Annotated in this window: 21 protein-coding genes and 1 tRNA gene; 13 read left to right on the forward strand and 9 right to left on the reverse strand. The window is 58.7% G+C overall.

The genetic code is table 11. From position 1 onward, the window contains the following. The 4 genes from smc to H3Z84_RS10060 all read left to right on the forward strand — a co-directional run bounded on the left by smc (window position 1) and on the right by H3Z84_RS10060 (window position 9463). Window positions 1-3495, forward strand: coding sequence for a chromosome segregation protein SMC (smc, locus tag H3Z84_RS10045; protein WP_199457344.1), 3495 nt, complete (start codon window positions 1-3; stop codon window positions 3493-3495). A gap of 121 nt (window positions 3496-3616) precedes the next feature. Then, a complete protein-coding gene (gene zipA, locus H3Z84_RS10050; protein ID WP_199457345.1) occupies window positions 3617-4609 on the forward strand; it encodes a cell division protein ZipA in 993 nt (330 codons plus the stop codon). A 24-nt stretch (window positions 4610-4633) separates the two neighbouring features. After that, complete coding sequence (ligA, locus tag H3Z84_RS10055; protein ID WP_199457346.1) at window positions 4634-6670, forward strand: NAD-dependent DNA ligase LigA; 2037 nt, start codon at window positions 4634-4636, stop codon at window positions 6668-6670. A gap of 150 nt (window positions 6671-6820) precedes the next feature. Further along, on the forward strand, window positions 6821-9463 hold the full coding sequence (locus tag H3Z84_RS10060; protein ID WP_199457347.1) for a hypothetical protein: 2643 nt from the start codon (window positions 6821-6823) through the stop codon (window positions 9461-9463). A 44-nt stretch (window positions 9464-9507) separates the two neighbouring features. Here H3Z84_RS10060 and mnmC read toward each other — a convergent pair whose 3' ends face one another. Both mnmC and H3Z84_RS10070 read right to left on the reverse strand, forming a co-directional pair. After that, the gene (gene mnmC / locus H3Z84_RS10065; RefSeq protein ID WP_199457348.1) at window positions 9508-11385 is read right to left on the reverse strand and encodes a bifunctional tRNA (5-methylaminomethyl-2-thiouridine)(34)-methyltransferase MnmD/FAD-dependent 5-carboxymethylaminomethyl-2-thiouridine(34) oxidoreductase MnmC; all 1878 of its coding nucleotides are present in this window, start codon (window positions 11383-11385) and stop codon (window positions 9508-9510) included. A gap of 4 nt (window positions 11386-11389) precedes the next feature. Continuing rightward, window positions 11390-11998, reverse strand: coding sequence for a peptidylprolyl isomerase (locus tag H3Z84_RS10070; RefSeq protein WP_199457349.1), 609 nt, complete (start codon window positions 11996-11998; stop codon window positions 11390-11392). A 213-nt stretch (window positions 11999-12211) separates the two neighbouring features. On the opposite strand from H3Z84_RS10070, the gene H3Z84_RS10075 reads away from it, so the two are divergent. From H3Z84_RS10075 to H3Z84_RS10085, 3 genes are all read left to right on the forward strand, one after another. After that, on the forward strand, window positions 12212-12793 hold the full coding sequence (locus H3Z84_RS10075; RefSeq protein ID WP_199457350.1) for a hypothetical protein: 582 nt from the start codon (window positions 12212-12214) through the stop codon (window positions 12791-12793). Window positions 12794-12868: 75 nt separating this feature from the next. After that, window positions 12869-13000, forward strand: a complete 132-nt coding sequence (locus H3Z84_RS17190; protein ID WP_266096199.1) for a hypothetical protein — start codon at window positions 12869-12871, stop codon at window positions 12998-13000. Between the two features lie 12 nt (window positions 13001-13012). Next, window positions 13013-14203, forward strand: a complete 1191-nt coding sequence (locus H3Z84_RS10085; RefSeq protein WP_199457351.1) for an MFS transporter — start codon at window positions 13013-13015, stop codon at window positions 14201-14203. Here the strand turns inward: H3Z84_RS10085 and H3Z84_RS10090 are convergent. Next, window positions 14166-14828: a cupin domain-containing protein gene (locus H3Z84_RS10090; protein ID WP_199457352.1), complete on the reverse strand. Its 663-nt coding sequence runs from the start codon at window positions 14826-14828 to the stop codon at window positions 14166-14168. The genes H3Z84_RS10085 and H3Z84_RS10090 overlap by 38 nt on opposite strands. Window positions 14829-14847: 19 nt before the next feature. Then, a complete protein-coding gene (locus H3Z84_RS10095; RefSeq protein ID WP_022989254.1) occupies window positions 14848-15378 on the reverse strand; it encodes an isochorismatase family protein in 531 nt (176 codons plus the stop codon). Between the two features lie 189 nt (window positions 15379-15567). Between H3Z84_RS10095 and H3Z84_RS10100 the strand changes: the two genes are divergently transcribed. Then, window positions 15568-15658: transfer RNA gene (locus H3Z84_RS10100), tRNA-Ser, on the forward strand. A gap of 164 nt (window positions 15659-15822) precedes the next feature. Beyond that, window positions 15823-16398 carry a hypothetical protein gene (locus H3Z84_RS10105; RefSeq protein ID WP_199457353.1) on the forward strand — a complete coding sequence of 192 codons (576 nt, stop codon included), beginning with the start codon at window positions 15823-15825 and terminating at the stop codon, window positions 16396-16398. 32 nt (window positions 16399-16430) lie between these two features. On the opposite strand, the gene H3Z84_RS10110 is transcribed toward H3Z84_RS10105, so the two are convergent. From H3Z84_RS10110 to H3Z84_RS10120, 3 genes are all read right to left on the reverse strand, one after another. Then, window positions 16431-17372 carry an AEC family transporter gene (locus tag H3Z84_RS10110; protein ID WP_416226134.1) on the reverse strand — a complete coding sequence of 314 codons (942 nt, stop codon included), beginning with the start codon at window positions 17370-17372 and terminating at the stop codon, window positions 16431-16433. An 89-nt stretch (window positions 17373-17461) separates the two neighbouring features. Beyond that, the gene (locus tag H3Z84_RS10115; RefSeq protein WP_199457355.1) at window positions 17462-18475 is read right to left on the reverse strand and encodes a c-type cytochrome; all 1014 of its coding nucleotides are present in this window, start codon (window positions 18473-18475) and stop codon (window positions 17462-17464) included. 13 nt (window positions 18476-18488) lie between these two features. Then, a complete protein-coding gene (locus H3Z84_RS10120; RefSeq protein ID WP_199457356.1) occupies window positions 18489-19136 on the reverse strand; it encodes a c-type cytochrome in 648 nt (215 codons plus the stop codon). Between the two features lie 222 nt (window positions 19137-19358). Here H3Z84_RS10120 and H3Z84_RS10125 point away from each other — a divergent pair, with 222 nt between their 5' ends. After that, window positions 19359-19763 (forward strand): DUF1330 domain-containing protein, encoded by a 405-nt coding sequence (locus tag H3Z84_RS10125; protein ID WP_199457357.1) that lies wholly within the window; start codon window positions 19359-19361, stop codon window positions 19761-19763. Here the strand turns inward: H3Z84_RS10125 and H3Z84_RS10130 are convergent, their stop codons facing one another. Both H3Z84_RS10130 and H3Z84_RS10135 read right to left on the reverse strand, forming a co-directional pair. Then, the gene (locus tag H3Z84_RS10130; RefSeq protein ID WP_199457358.1) at window positions 19764-20099 is read right to left on the reverse strand and encodes a branched-chain amino acid transporter permease; all 336 of its coding nucleotides are present in this window, start codon (window positions 20097-20099) and stop codon (window positions 19764-19766) included. Continuing rightward, on the reverse strand, window positions 20092-20796 hold the full coding sequence (locus tag H3Z84_RS10135) for an AzlC family ABC transporter permease (protein WP_199457359.1): 705 nt from the start codon (window positions 20794-20796) through the stop codon (window positions 20092-20094). Before H3Z84_RS10135 ends, H3Z84_RS10130 begins: the two co-directional genes overlap by 8 nt. 106 nt (window positions 20797-20902) lie before the next feature. Here H3Z84_RS10135 and H3Z84_RS10140 point away from each other — a divergent pair, with 106 nt between their 5' ends. From H3Z84_RS10140 to uvrC, 3 genes are all read left to right on the forward strand, one after another. Next, entirely contained in the window at window positions 20903-21154 is a 252-nt protein-coding gene (locus H3Z84_RS10140; RefSeq protein WP_022988955.1) for a hypothetical protein, read from the forward strand. Between the two features lie 92 nt (window positions 21155-21246). After that, complete coding sequence (uvrY, locus tag H3Z84_RS10145) at window positions 21247-21906, forward strand: UvrY/SirA/GacA family response regulator transcription factor (RefSeq protein WP_094625088.1); 660 nt, start codon at window positions 21247-21249, stop codon at window positions 21904-21906. Then, a complete protein-coding gene (uvrC, locus tag H3Z84_RS10150; protein WP_036219419.1) occupies window positions 21890-23749 on the forward strand; it encodes an excinuclease ABC subunit UvrC in 1860 nt (619 codons plus the stop codon). Before uvrY ends, uvrC begins: the two co-directional genes overlap by 17 nt. Window positions 23750-23755 lie beyond the last annotated feature (6 nt).

The raw sequence follows: 23755 nt of genomic DNA on the forward strand, positions 1-23755 counted from the left end.
ATGCGGCTCAAGTCCATTAAACTGGCCGGTTTCAAATCCTTTGTTGATCCAACCACGGTACCGTTCCCGTCGAATATGACGGCGGTAGTGGGGCCGAACGGTTGTGGCAAATCCAACATCATTGACGCCGTTCGCTGGGTAATGGGCGAGAGCTCCGCAAAGTACCTGCGGGGCGAATCCATGACAGACGTTATCTTCAACGGCTCCAGCGCCCGCAAGCCGGTGGGGCAGGCTTCCATCGAGCTGGTGTTTGATAACACCGAGGGTAAGGCGCCGGGCGAGTTCGTCAAATTCAATGAAATTTCGGTAAAACGACGGGTATCCCGGGAAGGCCAGTCCGAATACTTCCTGAACGGCTCCAAGTGCCGCCGTCGAGACATCACCGACCTGTTTCTGGGCACCGGCCTGGGGCCGCGAAGCTACGCCATTATCGAACAGGGCATGATTTCCCGGTTGATCGAAGCCAAGCCGGAGGAATTGCGTGTCTACATCGAAGAAGCCGCCGGCATTTCCAAGTACAAGGAACGCCGCCGGGAAACCGAAAACCGCATCAAGCGTACCCAGGAAAACCTTGATCGCCTGACCGACCTGCGGGAAGAGCTTGGCCGGCAATTGCAGCACCTGGAGCGACAGGCGGCTGCAGCGGAAAAGTACAAAACCTACAAGCAGGAAGAGCGCCAGAAAAAAGCGGAACTTACCGTACTGCGCTGGAAGGCCCTGGATAACGACCTGCAAACCTCGCGTGGCAAGATCCGCGATACCGAGCTGGAGCTTGAAAAACTCCTGACCGAGCGGGTGAACCTGGAAACCTCCCTGGAATCCCTGCGGGAAGCCCACCACGAACGCACCGAACACTTTAACCGAGCCCAGGCCCGCTACTACGAAGCCGGCGCGGATATTGCCCGTATTGAGCAGAGCATCGAACACCAACGGGAACGCAGCCGCCAGACCGCTGCCGAGCTGGACCAGGCCATGGCCAACCAGCGGGAACTGGCCCGGGAGCTGGAACAGGACGAAGACAAGCTGGCGGGCATCCAGGAAGAACTGGATATGCTGGAGCCCGAGCAGGAGAGCCTGGCCATCCGGGCCGAGGAATCCGGCGAGAAGCTCCAGCAGGCCGAGGATGCCATGAGCGACTGGCAGCATCGCTGGGATGAATTCAGCACCCGATCCGCCGATTCTCGCCGCCAGGCGGAGCTTGCCCAATCCCGCATCCGTTCGCTGGAAGATGCCATCGAGCAGCTGCGCAACCGCAAACAGAAACTGCACGACGAGAACGAACTGCTGGAAGGCCAGCTGGACCGGGCAGAGCTGGAAGACCTTCTGGAACAGCAGGAAACCCTGGAGCTCCAGCGGGAAGAAGCCCAGGAGCGTATTCAGTCTCTGCAGGATGACGTTTATAACGCGCGCCAGAAACTCCGCGATGCCGAACAGCAGGTACAGGAGCATCGCCAGCGGGTGCAAAGCCTGCGGGCTTCCCTGGAGTCCCAGCAATCCCTGCTGGACGAACAGATGGGCAGCCAGGACGATGCGCTGCAACAATGGCTTTCAGATAACGGCCTTTCCGATGCGCCCCGGCTGGCGACCCGCCTGGCGATCGAAGACGGCTGGGAGTTTGCGGTTGAGCAGGTAATAGGCCGGTTCACCCAGGGCCTTTCGTTGCCCGGCTTTGATCAGCTGACGGGCGCGCTGGAACAGGCTCCCAGAGGCCTGGCTGTCGTTTCGGAAAATGGCCATGGTAGCCCGGAAAGCTCCGGACTTGCCGCCAGGGTATCCGGCGTTCCGGCGCTGGATGCCATGCTGGCAAACATTGATGTGGCGGAATCTGCCGCTGACGCACTCGCGCGCCGTGAGCAACTGGCGCCGGCCGCCAGCCTGATTACCCGTGAAGGGATCTGGGTTGCCCGGGACTGGGTACTGATGCCGGACTCCGACGCCGGCCAGGTGGGCGTGATCGAGCGCCAGAAAAAGGTCACCGAGCTTGAAGCCTTGCTGGCGGAAGCCGAAGAACAGCTTGAAGCCGCTACTGACCAACTGGAACTTTTGCAGGAGCAGGGCGAACGGGCAGAGACCGCCCGGGAAGAAGCCCAGGCCAGAATCAGCGAAACCGAGCGCGATCTGGCAGCGCTGGCATCCCGCGCCAGCGGCCTGAAAGCCCGGGCAGAGCAGATTGATGCCCGGCTGTCCCGCATTCGCGACGATATTGAAGAAGTGACCGCGAGCCTGGAAGGCCAGCAGGAAAGTCTGCTGGAAGCCCGGGAGGAATGGGATATTGCGCTGGCCTCCAGCGAAGACTCCGATGAAGAAAAAGAACGCCTGCTGGAACAGCGGGATAGCCTCAGGGAGAACCTTGACCGCCTGCGCCAGGATGCCCGCCACGATCGTGACCATACCCACCAGCTGCAGCTGCAACTGCAGACCCTGCAAAGCCAGCGTGACGGCCTGAAACAGACCATCGACCGGATGCAGCTCCAGAAAGAGCGCCTGGAAGAGCGGCTGGACGTGCTCCGGGAGGCCCGGGAAACCGCCGAAGAGCCTGTGGAAGACCTGCAAATGCAACTCGAAGGCCTGCTGGAGCGCCGGCTGGCGGAAGAAGAAAAGCTGGGTGCCGCCCGGGATGCCCTGGAAGATATTGACAGGGAAGTGCGGGATCGGGAGCAGGGCCGCAGCCGTACCGAACACGTGGTGCAGGACGTCCGTGCACAGCTCGAAAAGCTAAAGATGGAATCCCAGGCGCTGGAGATTCGCGCTGGAAATTATATTGAACAACTCAGAGAGTTAGACGTTAAGCTTCAGGTGGTACTTGAGCAATTGCCAGAGGACGCCGAGGAAAAAGTCTGGGCCGAAGAGCTGGAAAAGATCGGCAATCGCATCCAGCGGCTTGGGGCCATCAACCTGGCTGCCATCGAGGAGTATCAGGTTCAGGGTGAGCGCAAGAACTACCTGGATGAGCAGCACAATGATCTGATGGAAGCGCTGGAAACCCTGGATAATGCGATCCGCAAGATCGACCGGGAAACCCGTCAGCGTTTCAAGGAAACCTTTGACCAGGTGAACGGTGGCCTGCAGGCGTTGTTCCCGAAAGTGTTCGGGGGAGGTAATGCCTACCTGGAGCTGACCGGGGAAGACCTCCTGGAAACCGGCGTCGCCATCATGGCCCGGCCCCCGGGCAAGAAGAACAGCACCATTCACCTGTTGTCCGGTGGTGAAAAGGCCCTGACGGCCATTGCCCTGGTATTCTCCATTTTTCAGCTCAATCCGGCGCCTTTCTGTATGCTGGATGAGGTTGATGCTCCGCTGGACGATGCCAACGTTGGCCGGTACGCCAATATGGTCAAAGAGATGTCCAAACAGGTACAGTTCATCTACATTACCCATAACAAGATCGCTATGGAGCTGGCTGACCAGTTGATGGGGGTGACCATGCACGAACCGGGCTGTTCGCGACTGGTATCGGTAGACGTAGACGAGGCAGCGGCCCTGGCCGAAGCCTGACGGGTTGGCGAAAAAGCCGCCAACCATGACAATAACGCCATCTGGGCCCGGTGTGCGTTGTATTCATTACGGGCTTTTCTTAGAGTAGCAACGTTCCGAACTGCAAACAGGACAGCAGCTTATGTCACTTAGGGAATGGTTAATCGCCATAGGTACCCTGGTAATTATTGTAATCGTGGTCGACGGTATCCGTCGCATGCATCGAGCCCGCAAGGAATCCATGGCGATTTCTTCAGGAATGGGGGCTGACGACCTGAAAGAGTCCCCGCTGGATGACGACTACAACCCGGAACTGCCGAATGGCGGAGCCCGCATAGTTTCCCGGGGTAACCTGGAAGAGCGGGGCTATGTCACCCGCGACACCTCCGAACCGGACGGTTATGACGATGACGTGGAACCCGAAACAGGCTGGGGTGCCATTGATGATGAGCCCGAAGAACCTGTTCAGACACGTGTGCCCTCCCGGCCGGAACAGCCCCGGGAGTTTGCGGAGCCGGAGCCGATGGTTGAGCCGGAGCCCGAACCCGCCCCTGAGCCACAACCGGAAGTGCGCCAGCCGTCACGGCCGGTCAAGGAGCAGGAGCCTCCGGTTGTCACCTCCGAGGTGGAAGAAGATACCGCTCGCCGGGACCCTGTGAAACCCCGTGGTAATCAGCCGCTGGCCGGCGCCAACCGCCCGGAAGCCCGCGAAGTACTGGTCATCAACGTGTTGTCCCGCAGTGGCGAGGAATTTTCGGGCCCGGTCCTGAAAAAGCTGTTTGAAGCCTGTGGCCTGGAGCACGGCGACATGGATATTTACCATCGCCACGAAGGCTCTGATACCACCACGCCGGTGCAGTTCAGTGTGGCGAACGCGGTAGAGCCGGGCACCTTCCGGCCGCAGGACATGCCCGGGATGAAAACGCCGGGTATCAGCTTTTTCATGAGCCTGCCCGGGCCGTCAAACGCCATGCAGGCATTCGAATTCATGCTGGAAACTGCCCAGACCGTGGTCCGCAACATGGGTGGCGAGCTGAAAGACGAGCGCCGCAGTGTGATGACACCGCAAACCATCGAGCATTGCCGCCAGCGAATCCGTGAATTCGAGCGAAAACAACGTTCCCATCGGGCCTAACACCCAGCCAGGACTCCCGACCTGATGACCAAAGCTTCTGCAGAAATCCAGCAGCGCGTAGCTGAGCTACGCGCCAATCTTGAAGACCACAATTACTACTACTACGTTCTGGACGAGCCCAGAATCCCCGATGCCGAGTACGACCGGCTGTTCCGGGAGCTTCAGCAACTGGAGCGGGAACATCCGGAGCTGGCTTCTGACGACTCGCCTACCCGCAGGGTAGGCAGCACCCGCGACACCAGCTTCGCCGAAGTGACCCACCGGCTGCCGATGCTGTCGCTGGACAACGCCTTCAGCGAAGATGAACTGCGGGACTTCGACCGCCGGATCCGCGACCGCCTGAACACCGAAGACTCCATTGAATACGTCTGCGAACCCAAGCTCGATGGCCTTGCGGTCAGCCTGCATTACGAGAACGGACTGCTGACCCGCGCCGCCACCCGGGGCGATGGCTACACCGGGGAAGACATCACCGCCAACATCCGAACGATTCCGTCTGTACCGCTGAAGCTTCGGGGCAGCGGCTATCCGGAGCTGGTAGAGGTGCGTGGCGAGGTGTACATGCCCAAAGCCGGGTTCGAGAAGCTGAACCAGCGGTTGGCGGAGCAGGATGAGAAGACCTTTGTGAACCCGCGTAATGCCGCCGCCGGCAGCCTGCGCCAGAAGAAATCTACCGTCACCGCCAGGCGCCCGCTGGAGTTCTGCGCCTACAGCATGGCAGTAACGGACGAAAGCGTGCTGCCTGGCACCCACTGGGACAGCCTTCAGCTGGTGAGCGACTGGGGTTTCCGGATCAACCCGGAAATGCGCAAGGCCGAGGGTGCGGAAGACTGCCTGCAGGCCTACAACGAGCTGATGGAAAAGCGTGACAGCCTGCCCTATGAAATCGACGGCATCGTGTTCAAGGTGAACCGGCTGGATCTTCAGCAACAGCTCGGGTTTGTGTCCAGGGCGCCGCGCTGGGCCATTGCTCAGAAGTTTCCGGCCCAGGAAGAGCTTACGATTATCGAAGACGTGGAATTCCAGGTGGGCCGCACCGGCGCGGTTACCCCGGTGGCACGCTTGAAGCCGGTGTTTGTCGGCGGCGTCACGGTTTCCAACGCTACGCTGCACAACATGGACGAAATCCGCCGGCTGGATGTGCACATCGGCGACACGGTATTCATTCGCCGGGCCGGGGATGTGATTCCGAAGGTGGTCAAGGTTGTTCCCGAAAAACGCCCGGATAACGCGCCCTCCGTCGATATGCCGGCACATTGTCCGGTTTGCGGTTCCGACATTGTCCAGATTGAGGGCGAAGTCGTAGCACGCTGCTCCGGCGGCCTGTACTGCCCGGCCCAGCGCAAAGAAGCCATCCGCCATTATGCCTCCCGCAAGGCGATGGATATTGAAGGCCTTGGCGACCGGCTGATCGAAGTGCTGGTGGATGAAGGCATGGTGAGTACGGTGGCGGATTTGTACCGGCTGACCAAATTCCAGCTGGCCAGCCTTGAGCGCATGGGCGACAAGTCTGCCGGCAACCTGGTGGCGGCTATCGACCGTTCCCGTAACCCGGTGCTCTGGCGCTTCCTGTATGCGCTGGGCATCCGGGAAGTGGGGGAGGCCACGGCCAAGTCCCTGGCGTCTCATTTCGGAACACTGGAGGCCATTGCCGGGGCGGATGAGGAAGCCCTGAAGCTGGTTCAGGATGTCGGCCCGATCGTGGCCGGCCATATCCGCAGTTTCTTTGACCAGCCCCACAACCAGGAAACCCTGCAAGCGCTTAAAGACGCCGGTGTTACCTGGCAGGAAGAGCAAGTAGTAGCTGCTGAAGAACAGCCGCTGGCGGGTGAAACCTGGGTGCTCACCGGCACCTTGTCGCAAATGACCCGTGACCAGGCCAAAGAAAAGCTGGAACGGCTGGGGGCGAAGGTAGCTGGCAGCGTCTCCAAAAAGACCGCTTGCGTGGTGGCGGGAGAAGCGGCCGGCTCCAAGCTCGCAAAAGCTGAGCAACTGGGTGTGCCGGTGCTGGACGAAGATGGATTGCTGGCCCTGCTCAAGGAGCACGGCTTAGAGGCCTGAAGCCCGCTGGCCGGTGAATCTGAGAACTCGCGCAGATCCCCCGGAGAACAAATTGGCTACCATGGCGTTGACCTGTAACGGTGTGTAAACCGGTTGGCTGTACGCAACCGGACACCGCCATAACAACAACGTCTTGAAACGGATTTTTGCATGCGCGCCGATTTGTTCTCCCGCACTTTTTCGACGGGCCGGCTTGCGGGCCTGGCTCTGGTTGCCCTGGCCGCGGCCGGCTGTAAAACCGAAAAGGATCCGGACGACCCAACATTGCTGGGCGCACCGCCTGCCACGGCATACATCGGCGTTGAGTACTACTACAACTGGGGTGCCTACGGTGGCGAAGGCATCCTCGATTATTCCCTCACCAATGCACCGGCCTGGCTGGCCCTGGAAGATACCAGCAACAAGGCCCGGCAGGGCGTCATCATGCGCGGTGTGCCGGGGCTGACCGGCGGCGAGCGCGGCCTGGCCGACCTCGGCAAAACCGAAGATATCGATATCGTGACCACTGATGGCCGCAGGGCCGGGTTCCAGCCGTTTGATATCGAAGTGAAGCACAACCTGGTTTCAGTGGAGGCACCGGAGTTCACGGAAGGTGAATCACCGGAGATCAGTGCTCCCAGGGGTGAACACTGTGCATTGCCGGACCTTGATCCGGAAGGCGCCCACAGTGTTTCCGAAACGGCTGCCCAGCCAACCCGCCGGGTGTATGCCAAAGTCCGGCTTGAACGGCCATCTGTTACCCGAGTTTCCATTGCCTTCCAGCTGGAGTCGGATTTCACCTGTGAAGATCCCGTTGGAGCTATTTCCCGGGAATGTCATTCCGCCGACAGCAATATGGGCCGTGCGATTGTCGGGGAGGACATTGTGGCTCTTGGCAGCGGCTCGGACCATCCGGTTGATGAAGAGGGCAATGAGCTGGCCTACGTAACGTACCAGGAAGGCCCCGAAGGCTTCTACGACCGGGGTGTCGTTACCCTGGAGCCCGGTATCAGTGAATGCTATATCCCGCTGGAAGTGATTGATGACAAGGTGGCGGAACCCACCGAGCAGGCTCGGCTGGCCCTGACGGAGGTTCGCGAGGGCCTGGCGTCTCTTGGCAATAATAACGCCGGTATCAGCACCAACCTGGCCATTGCCGATAACGAACCGGTGGTTGCCCTGCGAACCCTGAACGGCGGCACCCGGGATACACTGAATGTTGATCCGGATGTGAACGATGTAACCACTGCGGGTTACAACGAGGCGCAGGTTTACGCTGCGATACTGACTGGCGAGCGGGAAGGGCAGGTAAATGTAAAACTGACGGTTAGCGAACAGGGTTCTACCGTTGGAACCGGAGATTTTGTGATTGTCCAGGCCCCCGAGACTCTTCAGGGCCTTACGCTGGATCCTGAGCCCGGGACTAATGAACTGGTGTTCCCGGCAGGCGTGAACGAGGTGCAGTTCAGTATTACCGCGAAGGACTACGCAGACACCGCTGAAAGCCTGCATGACCGCCTCGCGATCCTGGTTGTTGATGTTAAGGGTCAGGCCGGCCTCGAGAACTTTGCCCGGGGCGAGAGCGACGAGCTGATGACCCTGAGCTTTAACCGACAGATAACGCCGTTGACCTGGACGGATGGATTTGTGCCCACAGACATGGCCACTGGCTCGCAAGGTGAACTGTATGTGGCGGGTCGTGGCTCCGATGATGTATTGCAGGTGCGGATCTACGACCAGAAAGGCGCGCAGTCGGGCTCCACGCTTGAATTGAATGCCGGCGCAACGGCAGCGGCCACGGCCACGGAGGTGTACCTGGCCCTGGGTAAGCGAACCGAGCGGGTTGACGGTCGCAGTACAACCTACGAAGAGTTGGTGGTGGCTTATTCTGACGCTGGTCAGGCTGTTGTGGAGTTATACCGCAAAGAAGGGGACACTGGTGCCTACGGACCGGTATTCGACAACTACAGGCTTGCGTTTGGCTCCTCCGGCAATGATGTCGTCAAACGAGTGGGCTATCAGGGCACCAATGGCAACCTGGTGGTTGCCGGTGAATCCGACGGCGCCTGGGGTGGACAGAGCAATTCCGGTGGCATCGACACCTTCCTGGCAGTGGTTGAAACCATCGGTGAGGGACTCAAGCTTAAGGAAGTCCGCCAGGAGGGCTCAACCGGCAATGACAGGGTAGCCGGCGCCAGCACCGAGTTCTCAACTCCTATGCTGTTTGGCTACGCACCCGGCGTGGTTGATGGCAACGGTGCTGTGGGTCCGTTCTTCTATTCGGGCACGGCAGACGGCGCGGTATACGGTATTGGTGGTGATGCCTCGGAACAACTCCGCCACGGCTTGTATGCAAACAGTACCGCATGGCTGATCGGTGACGGCCCCTGGAGCTACAGTTTGATTGAAGTGGAAGAGGGCGATAATGAGCTGGAGCGTACAACAGGTGCAACGGCCGGGTTTGTGCTGGGCTTTACCAGCACCGGTGTGCCCAAGGCTGCGTTCACCCTTGCCTCCGTTGCAGACGCCGCTGTGAACTCCCTGGACAAGGGCGTAGCACTGGCTAGTGATGTGATTGCTGCCGGAACGCTGGATGATGGCCAGGGCCTGTTGGCACGGGTGACCACCCAGAAGGATCCGGAGCTTTATCAGAGCTGGCAAAAAGCACTGGCGGAGCCGGGTGTGCAGTTCCTGGGCCTCGGCAACTACCGGGATGATGAGATTGTAGCGCTGGTGGATTCCGATGCCGGGTACCAGGTGCTTCTGTTCAGCCCGGAAGGGCGGTTGCTGACAGCTCCGGCTGATAATCCATGAGCTGAAGATCCATAAAGTGGGTCGAGGTTACCCTGAGCCGGCACTTAGTCCGGCTTGGGGTATAACCTCGAGCTTTCCACCCGGCGGATCAGCGGCTCCGGCAAGCTCAATGGCTGTCCGGTTATTCGGTCCGCCAGGTACTCTGCCATGAGTGGTGCCCAGGTCAGGCCCTTGCTGCCGTATCCGGTCAGCAGGTAGGCGCCCGGCACTTCCTGCCCGTTTTTACCCTTGAGTTCGTCCGCCACCGGCTGATAATCATGGCTGGCGCAACGGAAAGAAACCCGACCTGCAAGCTCGCTGGCATCAGGCCCATTGTCGCCCATGACGGCAGGCAGCAGCTCTGCCAGTTGCTCGATATTTTCCTGGTGGCTTTCCAGTGTAGCGTCCGGGTTATTGTCTCTCAGGTCAAAGGTCGCACCGGTTACTGCGATTCCACTCATGGCCGGGTTCAGGTACTTGGTTCCACAGATGACCGCCCCTGGCAGGTTGTATTTTTCTGCGGGCAAGCAGGTGACCTGTCCCCGGATGGGCTTCAGCCTCAGTTTACCGTTGGCCGGGTTCAGGCTGGCGGACTCGTGACCGCCTGCAATCACCAGCCTCGCTGCGCTCAGCCGCTGGCCATCCTGACTGTCAATCGTCCAGCCTTTGCCGTCAGACCTCACCGTGCGTACATTGAAACCAAATACCCGTTGGATTCCCGGGTGATCGGCAAGGGCAGCGCAGGCCTTTGCCGGCTCAAGCCAGCCGGAACCGGGAAACCACAGGCCGCTGGCCGTTACCTTAAGGCCGGCGCGCTTCGAACCAAGCTCTTCATCCACCGGTTCCAGCAGTTCGACCGGGTACTGGCAGCGTTCAAGGAATTTCTGCTGACGATGCTGCTCCTGCTCGTTGGAGGCCAGCTGCAGCAGGCCAGTGGGGTGCCAGAACTGTCCGGCCCAGCGCCGGTAATAGCGCTGGCTGAAACTCAACGCGGTTGCGGCCAGTTCGGTCTGGGCATTGTATTCCACGCCCAGTTTCACATAGAGCGCGCCTTGGGCATTACCGGAGGCACCGGCGCCGGGCTGATCGGCCCGGTCAATCAGCACAACGGGAACCCCCCGTTCCGCAAGGTTGCGGGCGAGGGTGGTGCCGGCAATTCCGGCACCGATGATCGCCACTGTTGATCGGTAAGCTGTTCCGGAGTCAGCCCCGGAAGCCTCAAGCTGGCCGGTCAGCATTTCCCGCTTGCGACCGAAGCCCGGTACCTTTTGCATGGAAAACCCGGCATCGATCAGTGCCCGGCGCACCCGACCCACAGAGGTGAAGGTGGCCAGCGTGGTGCCGGGTTTGCTGTGGTTGCGAATCTGGCCGATGGCGTCTTCCAACCACATCTCCGGATTCAGCGACGGGGCAAAGCCGTCCAGGAACCAGGCATCCGCCTGGAAGGAGAGGTCTCGCCAGGCATCCAGAACATCACCGAAATACAACGTCAGCCGGATTCGCCCGCCCGCCAGTACCAGCCGGTGAGTTCCCTGAATCAGTGGTGGGTAATGGGCGATGAGTTCGGCAGCCTGGGGGGCAAGCTCCGGCCAGAAAGACAGGGCTTTTTCCAGGTCACTCCGGGTCAGGGGAAACCGCTCCACAGACACAAAGTGCAGAATGGCAGAATCATCTTTCGGCCGGCAGTCGAGCCACTCGGCCCAGGCGGCCAGGAAGTTCAGCCCGGTACCAAAGCCGGTTTCCGCAACCACAAAATGACGGTTATCGGCCAGCTCAGCAAAACGCTCCCGGAGCCGGTTGCGGCCGATGAATACATAGCGGGTTTCTTCCAGCCCGTTGTCGCGACTGAAGTACACATCACCAAAGCGTGCAGATTCCGGCACACCATCGCGCCAGACAAGATCCGCCGGCTCCATGGCCGGCGGCAGAACAGGGTTGGTCATAGAGTCAGTCTTCGGCAGCAGCCCGGGTTACCTGCTCGATGATCACAGAGCGCACGGGCACATCGGCCATGCCACGAACACGGGCCGTTTTAACGCCGGCAATGGCATCCACCACATCCATGCCTTCTGTTACTTTGCCAAATACCGCATATCCGGCACCGTTAGCACCCTTGTTCAGGTAGGGGTTGTCGACCAGGTTGATGAAGAACTGGGAGGTGGCGGAATCCGGTGCGCTGGTGCGGGCCATGGCAATGGTGCCGCGCTCGTTAGGCAGCTCGGCGGAGGCCTCGTTAACAATGGTCTCTTCGGTAGACTTGCGGGACATGTCTTCAGTAAATCCGCCGCCCTGAATCATGAAGTCGGCGATTACGCGGTGGAAAATTGTGCCGTTGTAGAAGCCTTTATCGACATAGCCCAGGAAGTTTTCGACCGTTTTCGGGGCGACATCCGGGCGCAGTTCCAGGGAAAAATCACCGTGAGAGGTTTCAAACCGCACTTCCGGACGCTCGTTTACAGGCTCTTCTGCCTGTACCGGAGCGGCAGCCATCAGGGGTAGTGCGAGGGCAAGCAGGACGGGCTTCACATTAAACAGGCTTTTTACGGTATTTGTCATTTCAACAGTACTCGCGGTTTCAGGAATGGATCGCTTGGCTGACATAATGTCTGAAATCGTAACCTGTGCACAATTCTAACAGATACTTAACCATTGAATGCCCGCGATGGTAGACAGTTGAATAAGCTGGGTTATCCTTGAAATGTGTCGACTTGAAAGTCATGTTGCCGATTCGGGTTGTACGGTAATCACTTTGAATACAGGAGAAGTCTGGTGAGATTCCGTTTATTAACGCAGGCTGGTGCGGTGGCGTCTGCCTTCGCCGTCTTTGCCGGTTCCGCGCCAATGGCCTTGGCTTCCGAGCAGCAAAACTGGAGCTACACACCGGCGTTTCTGCCGGTATCAGAAGCCGGTATGTCTGCGGTGTCCGCTCACGGCAGTGTGCGGTTGCAGGAGTTGCTGCGAGCGGGTGGTGGCACCCAGCCAGCCCACCTTGAGAGCCCGGATTATGTCACCCGTGTGAATGCGCCATCCGGTGAGGTTAGCGGAGACAGCCTTGCGGACTTGGGCACTGCCGGTGCAGATGTGGCCAATGTCCTTGAAGACCTGCTGGCGTCGCTACCCGATTTGCTTGACATGGACTTCAAGATTGTCGGCATCAAATACCGGCCGGGCGAAGAGGTCGTCACTCTGGGCAGTGATGGCGCAATCCATGTTGCCTTCCCGGAGACCGTGGACCTGGTCAGCATCGAAAATCTTAACGTAGGCGGTGGAGACGGCCCGCCACTAGGCGATATCAACCTCTATGATCTAAGCTTTCACCGGGATTCCAGAATCCGCATCCAGGGAGAATAATGCTCAGCCGGGTGCGGTTCGTTCGTGCCGGGCCGGGTTGTACGGTTGAAACTGTACCAGCGGGAGCGTTTGCCAGTGAAAGTACACAAAGGGTTTGAGGAAAAGTCCCGGCTTGGCCGGTTGCTGATCAACCGGGGTTATATCTCGGAAGGCCAGCTGGAAGCCGGCCCGTCCTTTATTGATAGAGTGCCGTTTTCGTATTTCTGACGGGACAGTTTCATGCCTTTGAATGTGTGGGTGCTGGTAGCGGCTCAGGCGCTGGCCATGTGCACGGCTCCTTTTATTGTATTTATCGGAAGTATCCAGGGGCGGCTGCTGGCGCCGGTACCGGAACTGGCCACCTTGCCGGTAGGACTGGTGGTGGTCGGCACAGTTCTGGCTATCAAGCCGGCTACCTGGCTGATGGAGCGGGTAGGGCGCAAGCAGGTGATGTTGCTGGGCACGCTGGCTGGCATGATCGCTGGCGGGCTGGGTATGTTTGCCTCCTGGCAATCGGACTTTGTCACCATGTGCCTTGCCGCCGTTATCGGTGGCTCCGGGTTGGCGGTGGTGCATCAATACCGGTTTGCGGCCATGGAATCGGTAGCTTCGGACATGGCGGGTACAGCGGCCGCCAGGGTATTGCTTGGTGGCCTGGTAGCTGCCTGGCTCGGGCCGGAAGTTGCCGGACTGGGCAGCGGCACCGGCGAACGTTTTCCATTTCTTCTGAGCTGGGCCGGACTGGCGGTGGTGCAAGCCATGGCTCTGGTTGTGGTGGCGGTCGGTTATCGGCCTTCCGGGGAGCGCGTGGCCGAGACTGTCGTGGGTGGTGGTCGCCCCATGCGTGAGATTCTCGCCAATCCCCTGGTCTGGACCGCCATCAGTGGTGCAGCCATTGGTTATGCGGTGATGAGCTTTATCATGACTGCAACGCCCCTGAGCATGACGGAAATGGCCGGGCACGATTTTGACGACGCCAAGCGGGTAATCCAGCTGCACATCATGGCCATGTACCTGCCGTCTCTTATCTCCGGATGGCTGATCCGGGTGGTGGGCATCCCCTTGATGATGACTGTCGGCTTGCTGGCCTATCTGGGGTGTATTCTGTTGGCCGCGGCAGGCATCAGCTTCCACCATTATTTATGGGCCCTGATCCTGCTCGGGGTGGGCTGGAACTTCCTGTTTGTTGGCGGCACCACCCTGTTGCCTCAGGGCTATCGGGATTCAGAGCGATTCCGGGTACAGGGCCTCAATGACATCATGGTATTCAGCGCCCAGGCCACGGCGGCGCTGAGTGCCGGAGCCGTGCTGACAGCCTTGGGCTGGGCTTCGCTGTTAATGGTTGCCGTGCCGCTGCTGGTGCTGCACGCGGTGTTGATGGCAGCCTGGCTGCTCAGGCGCCAGCCGGCAGGGGCAGGTGGCCGGTCTTAACCCAGATAACGGTTTCCTGTTCTACGAACGGATGATGCTGGCTCAGGTGTGGGCTGCGCATCCAGGTACCTACCGGGTAACGGCCGTGTTCGTCGCAGAACTCGCCGGACAGCACCAGGATCTCCTCGCCACCAAAGTGCCGGTGCGGCTGGAAGACCTCATTGGCCGGCCATTTCACCAGGGCCACATGCTCATGCTCGAAATCGTGCAGGGGCATTACCTGCAGCCCGCCAATGCCCGGTAACCATTCAGCCTGATTGGTATCGACACGAACGGTTGCGGTGTCCCTCGGATCAAACTGGTGCAGCTTCACCAACAGGGTGCAACCTTCTTCGCTGAAGGGCGCGTGGCCAGTGCCGGGCGGGTTCCGGAGGTAGGTGCCGGCCGGGTAATGGCCGGTCTCGTCGGAGAATACGCCCTCCAATACCAGGATTTCCTCGCCCAGTGGGTGCTCATGCCGCTTGAAGGAAGAACCGGGTTTGTAGCGAACTATGCTGGTGGCATGGCCCCGTTCGGCCTCTTCCCGTGCCAGCGGCTTGCGCTCCACACCCGCCGCCGGGCTGGGTTGCCATTCCTGTTCGCGGGTATGAACAACCACTCGCTGGGAGAAATCCATATTCAGCATGAAAAACCTCGAATAAGTGCTATTTGATCAGTGCCTGAACGTCCCGGAACCTCGGATGGCGGCAGTCTACCATCCACTCGAACGCTACCATCTCTGTGGTAACTATCCGGGCGCCACTCTGGTGCAGGCGGTCCAGCGCTACGTCCCGGTCGAAATCATTCCGGGAGCCGGTTGCATCCGCAACCACCCAGACCTTGTAACCGGCATCCAGAAGGCTCAGGGCCGTTTGCAGCATACATACGTGGGTTTCGCAGCCTCCGATGACAATATGCTGGCGGCCCTCCGGCAGGGCATCGATCAGCCCGTCCGGGCAGGCATCGAAATGGTATTTGCTGACGGTGTGGTGGCAAAGCTCCCGAACGCTTTCCACGTTCGGCCCCAGCTTGTCCGGAACCTGCTCCGTGGCGATGACCGGCACCTCCAGCAAGCCCGCAATTGTCGCCAGCAGGGTGCAGCGGTCAACCACCTCCATTCCCTGGCTGATTGCAGGCATCAGCCTGGCCTGTACATCGACAAGAAGCAGGGTGGACTGTTCGGCTTTCATTAACATAAAGAGGCTCCGAAGATTGTGGGTGTTTGATGACAAGGATAGCCAATTTAGTCGCCGGAAATCCGACAACACGAATTTTCAGGATTTTTTTAAAGGAATCGCTTCATTGCAGTTGCCAAACGCCAGCAAAACTATTAAAGTTTGCGCCCTCAAATGAGCGACAACGTAGCTGATTTGAAACAGTTTATTGGAGAGGTGGCCGAGTGGCTGAAGGCGCACGCCTGGAAAGTGTGTATACGTTAATAGCGTATCGAGGGTTCGAATCCCTCCCTCTCCGCCAATAAAAGAACCCCGGCAGAAATGCCGGGGTTTTTTATTGTGCTGAATAATCTCTGCAGCCGTAAGCATTAACCGCTACCGCGCACCAAACACCCCCACAAAACTGACATCAGTCAAATTGCCACCCCCCCCTGAATTTTCTAACTTGTTCTCCATGCCAAGGAAATGAAATATCTTCCAAAACCGGAGAATCAGAATGAAAAAACACCAACTTGCATTGCGGCCGACGGGGCAACTGAATCTGATCTGTCTGGCACCAAGGTGGCCTCCTTCCCGGATCTGGCGTTGGTAGGTGGTGCACAGAAGTTTATCGATAAGAATGACAGCGGCTGGAACCCGACTCTGTTCCAGTCTGTGCGTAACCAGGACTTTGAGGCCCGTTATGACCGGGTACGCTACGACGCACCTGCCTTTGGCCCGGTCAAACTGGCAGTAAGTCAGGGCTATAAGGGTGACCAGGATATTACTGAAGTTGCTGCCACCTATAAGACCGCGATTGACGGCCTTGGCCGTTTATCAGCAGCTGTTGGTTACTCCACAAGAGATGTTGGAGGCGCAGCAGGCGATGTTGAGCATAAAGTCATCGGCTCCGACGTAGAAATCTACGGCGCCGCCTACGTCTACCAGCCCATCAAGCGCCTGGACGTATACTTCGCCTACAACAACTTCGCGCTGGATGCTGACAACGGCGACTATGACGATGTAAACGTCGCCATGATCGGCAGCCGCCTGAAGTCCTGATCGCCCGAAACCTAAGCCCGCCGGGCAGGGCATTACGCCAGCCCGGTGGACTGCAGTATGAAGACCCCCGCCGTTACCGTTACGCTGGCCAGTAAGGTGGTCAGTGCAATGATATTGGCCGCCATGCGGTCGTTCCCGCCCAAAGCCTTCACCATGACAAAACTCGCCGCTGCCGTCGGGCTGGCGAAGAACAGGAACATCAGGCCCAGCTCCCGGCCTTCGAATCCCGCCAGCCAGGCCGCCAGTGTGCACAGGGCCGGCAAACTCACCATTTTCCATACCGACGCTCCCAGCGCCGGGCCGCTGTCTGTTCTGATGGCTTTCAGGGAAACGGTGGCGCCAATGCAGAGCAGGGCCAATGGCAAGGTGAGAGAGGCAAAGTAATTGCCGCTGGTCATCACCCATTGTGGAAGGCTGACCTCCCAGGCGGCGAAGGGAATGGCGATAACCACGGCAATAATCAGCGGATTGCGAACCACGTCTTTAACGGTATTCGAGAAGCTCATGCTTTTACCCGGCTGATACGCCAGCAATACCACGACAGACAGCACGTTGTAGGAAATAATCACCAGCCCCAGCAATATGCCGCCGGCAGACAAGCCGTAATCGCCATAAAGGTTGGCCGCCAATGCCAGGCCGACAATCCCGCAATTACCCCGGAACGCACCCTGCACATAGACGCCCCGGTCATCTTTGGTCACCCGCCGGATTGCCCAGAACCAGACAGCGCCGAAGCTGGCCAGTGTGGCCGCCAGGTAGAACAGCAGCAGTTTGATGTTGAATGCCGTCGTCAGATCTGCCCGGATGATGCTGAGGAATACCAGGGTTGGCAGCGTGGCCTTGAACACCAGGGCGGAAGCGGTGCCGACAAAGTTCTGGTCTATCCAGCCAATCCGGCGCAGGCCGATGCCGATAAAGACCATGGCAAAAACCGGCAGGGTGGTTTCAAGGGTGTGGGCGAAGGTTGCTAACAGACCGCTCAAGGGACAACGTACTCCTCTGGAACAAACAACGAAAAAGGCCTCCGCTGGGGAGGCCTGGTGTCGGCATTATAACCGGTCTTTCAGTCGAAGTTCCTTGAGCGGATGGTATCAGGCTTCAGGAAAGGCTTTTCGCCGGTATTGTCGTGGTCAGCCAGCACCTTGCCGTCGTGCTCGCGAACCTGGCCGTACATGGAGTGCTTGTGGAAGGTAGGCCCGAATTGCTCCAGGGTTTCTTTTACATCGCCGGTGTAGCGCGGGTCTTGCGGGCGCTCCTGGCTGTCCATGTAGAAGGCGATGTCCCAGGCTTCCTGGTCACTCAGGGAGTTGGGCTGGCCCAGAGGCATGTTGTTCTTGATAAAGCCGGCTGCGGTGAACAGGCGCACAATGCCTGCACCCCAGTTGTTGGACATATCGCCCCAGGGTGCCGGGAATACGGTGTGGCCATCTACGCGCAGGCCAGAGCCATCTTCCTGGTGGCAAACGGCACAGTTTTCCTCGTACAGCTTTTCACCGTTAGCGTAGCTGAGTTCCGCCGGGCGCTCTGGTGCAGGGAAGCCGCGGCCGTAAATGGGCTGCTTCGGGTACATTTCCACGCCGGTGGCCAGCCACTGGTGGTAGGCAGACAGTGCCAGCATGTTGTCACTGCCGTATTCCAGCGGCTTGCCATTCATGGAGTAAGTAAAACAACCGGCAATACGTTCTTCCAGGTTGTTTACATGGCCATTCTTGCCACGGTAACCGGGCAGGGTAACAGCTGCTGGCCAGATCGGCGCGCTGAACGGCATGCGGCCTTCACCCAGGTGGCAGCTGGAGCAGTTCATGTTGTTGAACACATTCTCGCCACGTAGTTGCTGGGTGTTGGTGAACAGGTCGTAGCCCTTGCGGATGACCTTTTTCAGTTCCGGATGGATGTCCGCTTCTTCCAGGTCTGCCATGGTAGGCGGAATGTGCACCAGCTGGTTTTCCTTCGGGGCCGGAAAGCCCATAGAGGTCAACTGATCGATGTAAGCCTGGGTTGTGTCTTCATTAGCCGCCAGGTTAGCCGAGAACGCAAAGGTTCCAGACAGGGCGACAGTAAGCAGTTTGCGCATCATGATAGGTGTCCCCTTATTTGCTGCCGGCGCTCTGGTTGGCAAGCCATACGGCTACCGCGTGAATGTCTTCATCGCTCATGCGTCGGGCGATGGAGCCCATCAGGTCCTGCGGATCGTTCTTGCGGGTGCCTTCTTTCCAGGCTTTCAGCTGGGTTTCGATATAACCGGCATGCTGGCCGGCAATGCCCGGGAATACATCACCGGCACCGCGGTTGCCAGGGCCATGGCAGCTTTTGCAGGAAACAATGTACTGGGACCAGTCGCCGCGTTCGGCCAGCTGTTGACCACGCTTCAGCGTGGCCTCCTCGGCATTTGCACCACCCTGGCCAGCCGTGGGTTCCAGTTGGCTGTAATAGGCAGCAACATCGGCAATTTTCTGGTCGTCCAGCATGTTCACGAACGGGGTCATGGTCGCGTTTACCCGAGTGCCTTTCTTGATGTCGTGAATCTGCTTGGCGAAGTAGGTGGCATTCAGACCGGCCAGCCGTGGCCAGGATTCTCCACCTTCAATGTGCATGCCGCTGCCGTCTGCCTGGTGGCAGGCAATACACAGGTTGGCAACTTCTTTGCCACGTTCAGCATCACCTTCGGTTGCAGCCAGCGCAAAGCCCGCATAGGCAGCCAGCCCGAATGCAGCCAGCGTAATCGGAATTTTTCTCACGGTCGGTAGCCTCTCTATTCTTATATATGCGCACTTAGTACTAAAAGTTATTTCGATATAGCTTGCACAAAGCGCGCAATTCTCGCTTGACGAAGGTCAACAATGCAAGCGGACTTATCCGAAAGGCTAATACGAGGATGCATGCGCCGGGAATTTCGTTTACTGTCTGAGATGCAAACCGGAAGTCAGCAAACATCGTTATAACGAAAAGCAGGGACACCTATGGCGACCGTCAACCCTTCTCAGGAAGAGCTTAGGAAAGTTTTGCAAGAGACGCCAAAAGATCAGCCGGTAGTAATGCTGAATCTGCTTCGGTTTCGTGACCAGGCGGCCTACAAAGACGACACAGAAAACTGCTCGGGGCGGGATGCCTATAAGCGGTATATGGACGAAGCGGCAGAATGCGTGCGCTCGGTTGGCGCAGAGGTAATCTGGTCCGGCCGCAGTGTGGGTTCGCTGATTGCGCCGCCCGACGAATCCTGGGACCAGGTATTGCTGGTACGTTACCCCTCCATCAACGCCTTCCTGGCGATGATCGAAAGCCCTGAATACAAAGGTGTGGTAAAGCACCGTACCGCCGCGCTGGAAGACTCCAGGCTGGTGGCCAATGTTGAAGGCTCGCCCTGATCAGACCAGCCAGCCGGATTGCTGGATCGTCATATAGGCAACCGTACCCACCGCAATAGAGAGCAGGGCATTACGCCGCCACAGGTGTACAGCTACCACCAGCAATCCCGGCAGGATGGCGTCCAGCCCTGGCAGGCTTGCGCTCCAGTTCGCGGAACGCTGCAGGAATACGATGGCCAGCAGGGCCATAACCGCGGCCGGCAGAAACCGGCCAATATGCTGCAGCAACGGGTGTTCTGTGTGGCGTTCAAAAAACAGGAAGGGCACCACCCGGGTGGCAAAGGTTGCCGCCGCTGAAATGGCAATGAACGCGGCCAGGTAATAAGTGTCAGTCATGGCTGGCCTCCGCTGCCGGCAGACGGTTCTTGAGCTGGCGATACTGGATCAGGAGAATGCCGGTGACAATTGCGATCGCGAGAATCAGCTGATGAGATGGCCCGACCAGCACCATTGAGATCCCGGCGGCAAAGGCACCGGCCCAGAGCGGGAAGCTGTCGCCCAGGGCCTTGATCTGTTCAATCGTCAATACAATAAACAGCGCGACCAGCGCGAATTCAATACCGGTGCTGTCGAACGCCACCATCTCTCCCAGCAGTGCGCCAATTCCGCAACCGGCAATCCAGTAAGCCTGGTTGAACGCGGTAATGCGGAAGTCCACTTCCTGCTCGTGGTGTTTGTCTGAGGACAGCGGACGACTGGTTAGCAGGGAATACGTCTCGTCTGTCAAGCCGAAAATCAGATAGCCTTTACGCCAGCCAGCACCCCGGAACCGACCCAGCAGGGACAACCCGTAAAACAGGTGCCGGGCGTTCAGTACAAACATGGCAACTGCGACCTCAAGCAGCCCTGCGTTGGCGGCCAGCAGGCTGACGGCCAGGATCTGCCCGGAACCGGCATAGATCACCAGGCCCATGAGCGGCGCGACCCACCAGGCATAGTCCAGCTGGGTGGTGAACAGCACCCCGAAGGCCATACCCAGTGGAATGTAGCCGAACAGAATCGGCAGTGTCAGGCGAAAGACGTTCTGGTTCATTAGCATCCAAACGTTACGAAAGCGGCGATGATAGTCAAAGCGCACAGGGTTTTGAAGAGCGCAAAAACCGAAAACCCCGTACCATACGCCCCGGACTGGAGGATTTATGACCGACGATACCGCTTATGTGCCCGATGAAGATCCGCGCCAGGAAAAGTTCGTAGTAGACGCAGACCTGCTTACCCAGGACCAGCTGGAAGGGCTGGCGGAAGAATATTGCACCCGTTACCACGGCCTGAACGATACCGAGAACCCGCTGGCGGAACGAAGCCGGGTACTTGCTGCCGTAAAACGGGGAGAGCTGGTCGTGTGGTTTGACCCGGTGGAAAACACCGCGGGGCTGGGCGCTCCCGCCTGATTTCCATCGTTTTCAGGCCCCTACCTACCCGATGGGCGGTGTAAACGGTACAATCACCGTGATTTTTCGTCTACCTGACTGCGAGGTGAGCTTTGATCAGGGTACTGGTTGTAGATGACCACGAGCTGGTGCGCTCCGGTATAACCCGCATGTTAGCCGACAATCCCGATCTCGACGTGATTGGCCAGGCTTCATCCGGAGAGGACGCCATCGAGTTTGTGCGAGAGAACCGACCGGATATCGTTCTGATGGACATTCGCATGCCAGGAATCGGTGGCCTGGAAGCCACCCGTCGTATCCTGCGCCTGGACGACTCTATTCGAGTGATTGTGGTAACCGCCTGCGCGGATGATCCTTACCCCTCCCGAGTGATGCAAAGTGGCGCCCAGGCGTACATCACCAAGGGCGCGGACATCCAGGAAATGGTGCGTGCCATTCGCAAGGCCCATTCCGGACAGCGTTACATCAGCCCGGAAATTGCCCAGAAGATGGCGCTGAAGCAGCTGGCGGGTGAAAAGGACGACGATGGCGAACTGGCAAAGTTCGATCGTTTGTCTGAACGGGAAATGCAGATTGCCATGATGGTGGTGGATTGCCAGAAGGTTCAGGATATCTCCGATAAACTCTGCCTCAGCCCCAAAACCGTGAACAGCTACCGCTACCGGATTTTCGAGAAGCTGGAGATTTCCAGTGATGTAGAGCTGGCGCTGATGGCCGTACGGCTTGGATTGCTGGATGCCGACAAGGTCTGACCCCCAGCAAGGATCCGGGGAGTTCGACAGTAAAGACTTCCTGAAACAGCTTACTGAACGCCCCGGCGTGTATCGTATGTACGATGGCGCCGGGAATATTCTGTACGTGGGAAAAGCCCGCAACCTGAAAAAGCGGGTGAGCAGTTATTTCCGCAAGACCGGCCTGGCCCCGAAAACCGAAGCACTGGTGGGCAAGATCGAGTCCATCGAGGTAACGATTACCGGCAGCGAAACCGAAGCATTGCTGCTGGAACAAAACCTGATCAAGTCGCTGCGGCCGCCGTACAACATCCTGCTGCGGGATGACAAATCCTACCCCTATATCTACCTGTCTTCTCACAGCGACTATCCCTCGCTGACCTTCCGCCGTGGCCGCACCAAAAAGGGTGGCGGTACCTGGTTCGGGCCGTTTCCAAGCTCCGGTGCCGTCAAGGAAAGCCTTAATATCCTGCAGAAGGTTTTCCGTATAAGGTCTTGTAGTGAAAGCTATTTCAGGAACCGTAACCGACCTTGCCTGCAGTATCAGATTAACCGGTGCACGGCCCCTTGTGTGGGTTACGTAACACCGGAGGAGTACCAGCAGGATATCCGCCATGCCACCATGTTCCTGGAAGGCAAGAACCCGGCCATTATCCACGATCTGATGAATGCCATGGAGCAGGCGGCCAGGAACCTGGAGTTTGAGAAAGCGGCCACCTACCGGGACCAGGTCAACCATCTTCGCCATGTTCAGGAGCAGCAATCCATTGAAGGCGAGGGCGGCGATGCCGATGTGATCGCCATTGCCCAGGATGCCGGCGTGGTGTGTATTGTGGTGATCATCGTTCGTGGTGGCCGGGTGCTGGGCACCAAGGACTACTTCCCGAGGTTTTCACTCGAGCAGTCCGAAGGTGAACTGCTCTCGGCGTTTCTGGGCCAGTACTACTTTGGCGGTGATACCCGCCGGGAAATTCCCCGGGACATCCTCGTGCCGGTTGCCGTGGAAGGGCAGGAACTGCTGGCAGAAGCCCTCAGCGAGGCCGCCAACCGGGAAACCCGAATTCGGGGCAATGTGCGGGGCGAACGCAAGCGCTGGCTGGAACTGGCCATGACCAACGCCCGGCAAACATTGCTTACCCACCTGGCCAGCAAGGAAACCGTGTATCGCCGTTTGCTGGCGCTGCGGGACCTGCTGGAGCTGGCTGAAACCCCGTCCCGAATGGAATGTTTCGACATCAGCCACAGCCATGGGGAAAATACCGTCGCATCCTGTGTGGTTTTCGACGAGAATGGGCCACTGAAAAGCGATTACCGGCTATATAACATTGAGGGCGTGAAGGCCGGTGACGACTATGCCGCCATGCGCCAGGTGTTGACCCGTCGCTACCGCCGGCTGGTGAGCGGTGATGGCAAACGGCCAGACCTCGTTTTCATCGACGGTGGTAAAGGCCAGCTGAACATTGCCCGGGAAGTCTTTGAAGAACTGGGAATTTCCGATATCCCGCTGATTGGCGTGGCCAAGGGCGTTACCCGCCGCGCCGGCATGGAGCAGCTGATCGACGCCATGACAGACGCGGTATTCCGGGTACCGGCCGATTCTCCGGCGCTGCACCTGATCCAGCATATCCGGGACGAATCCCACCGGTTTGCTATTACCGGCCACCGGGCGCGCCGGGACAAGAAACGCCGGCAATCCACCCTGGAAGGCATCGAAGGGGTAGGGCCGAAGCGCCGCCGGGAGCTGATCCGCTACTTCGGCGGCATACAGGAATTACGTAAAGCCAGTGTGGATGAGATGGCCAAGGTTCAGGGCATCAGCAAGTCACTGGCAGAATCCATATACGCAGCATTGCACGACGAATAGGAACAC

It is taken from the genome of Marinobacter sp. bablab_jr003 (genome assembly GCF_016464245.1).
Classification (GTDB): Bacteria; Pseudomonadota; Gammaproteobacteria; order Pseudomonadales; family Oleiphilaceae; genus Marinobacter; species Marinobacter vinifirmus.

Excerpts from the sequence above, each read along its gene's own strand:
- ligA (WP_199457346.1), top strand. The coding sequence starts at position 4,634 with ATGACCAAAGCTTCTGCAGAAATCCAGCAGCGCGTAGCTGAGCTACGC.
- zipA (WP_199457345.1), top strand. The coding sequence starts at position 3,617 with ATGTCACTTAGGGAATGGTTAATCGCCATAGGTACCCTGGTAATTATT.
- H3Z84_RS10095 (WP_022989254.1), bottom strand. The coding sequence starts at position 15,378 with ATGTTAATGAAAGCCGAACAGTCCACCCTGCTTCTTGTCGATGTACAG.
- H3Z84_RS10130 (WP_199457358.1), bottom strand. The coding sequence starts at position 20,099 with ATGACTGACACTTATTACCTGGCCGCGTTCATTGCCATTTCAGCGGCG.
- H3Z84_RS10060 (WP_199457347.1), top strand. The coding sequence starts at position 6,821 with ATGCGCGCCGATTTGTTCTCCCGCACTTTTTCGACGGGCCGGCTTGCG.
- H3Z84_RS10085 (WP_199457351.1), top strand. The coding sequence starts at position 13,013 with ATGCCTTTGAATGTGTGGGTGCTGGTAGCGGCTCAGGCGCTGGCCATG.
- H3Z84_RS10140 (WP_022988955.1), top strand. The coding sequence starts at position 20,903 with ATGACCGACGATACCGCTTATGTGCCCGATGAAGATCCGCGCCAGGAA.
- H3Z84_RS10070 (WP_199457349.1), bottom strand. The coding sequence starts at position 11,998 with ATGACAAATACCGTAAAAAGCCTGTTTAATGTGAAGCCCGTCCTGCTT.
- smc (WP_199457344.1), top strand. The coding sequence starts at position 1 with ATGCGGCTCAAGTCCATTAAACTGGCCGGTTTCAAATCCTTTGTTGAT.
- uvrC (WP_036219419.1), top strand. The coding sequence starts at position 21,890 with ATGCCGACAAGGTCTGACCCCCAGCAAGGATCCGGGGAGTTCGACAGT.
- H3Z84_RS10115 (WP_199457355.1), bottom strand. The coding sequence starts at position 18,475 with ATGATGCGCAAACTGCTTACTGTCGCCCTGTCTGGAACCTTTGCGTTC.
- H3Z84_RS10090 (WP_199457352.1), bottom strand. The coding sequence starts at position 14,828 with ATGCTGAATATGGATTTCTCCCAGCGAGTGGTTGTTCATACCCGCGAA.
- H3Z84_RS10135 (WP_199457359.1), bottom strand. The coding sequence starts at position 20,796 with ATGAACCAGAACGTCTTTCGCCTGACACTGCCGATTCTGTTCGGCTAC.
- H3Z84_RS10105 (WP_199457353.1), top strand. The coding sequence starts at position 15,823 with ATGAAATATCTTCCAAAACCGGAGAATCAGAATGAAAAAACACCAACT.
- H3Z84_RS10125 (WP_199457357.1), top strand. The coding sequence starts at position 19,359 with ATGGCGACCGTCAACCCTTCTCAGGAAGAGCTTAGGAAAGTTTTGCAA.
- mnmC (WP_199457348.1), bottom strand. The coding sequence starts at position 11,385 with ATGACCAACCCTGTTCTGCCGCCGGCCATGGAGCCGGCGGATCTTGTC.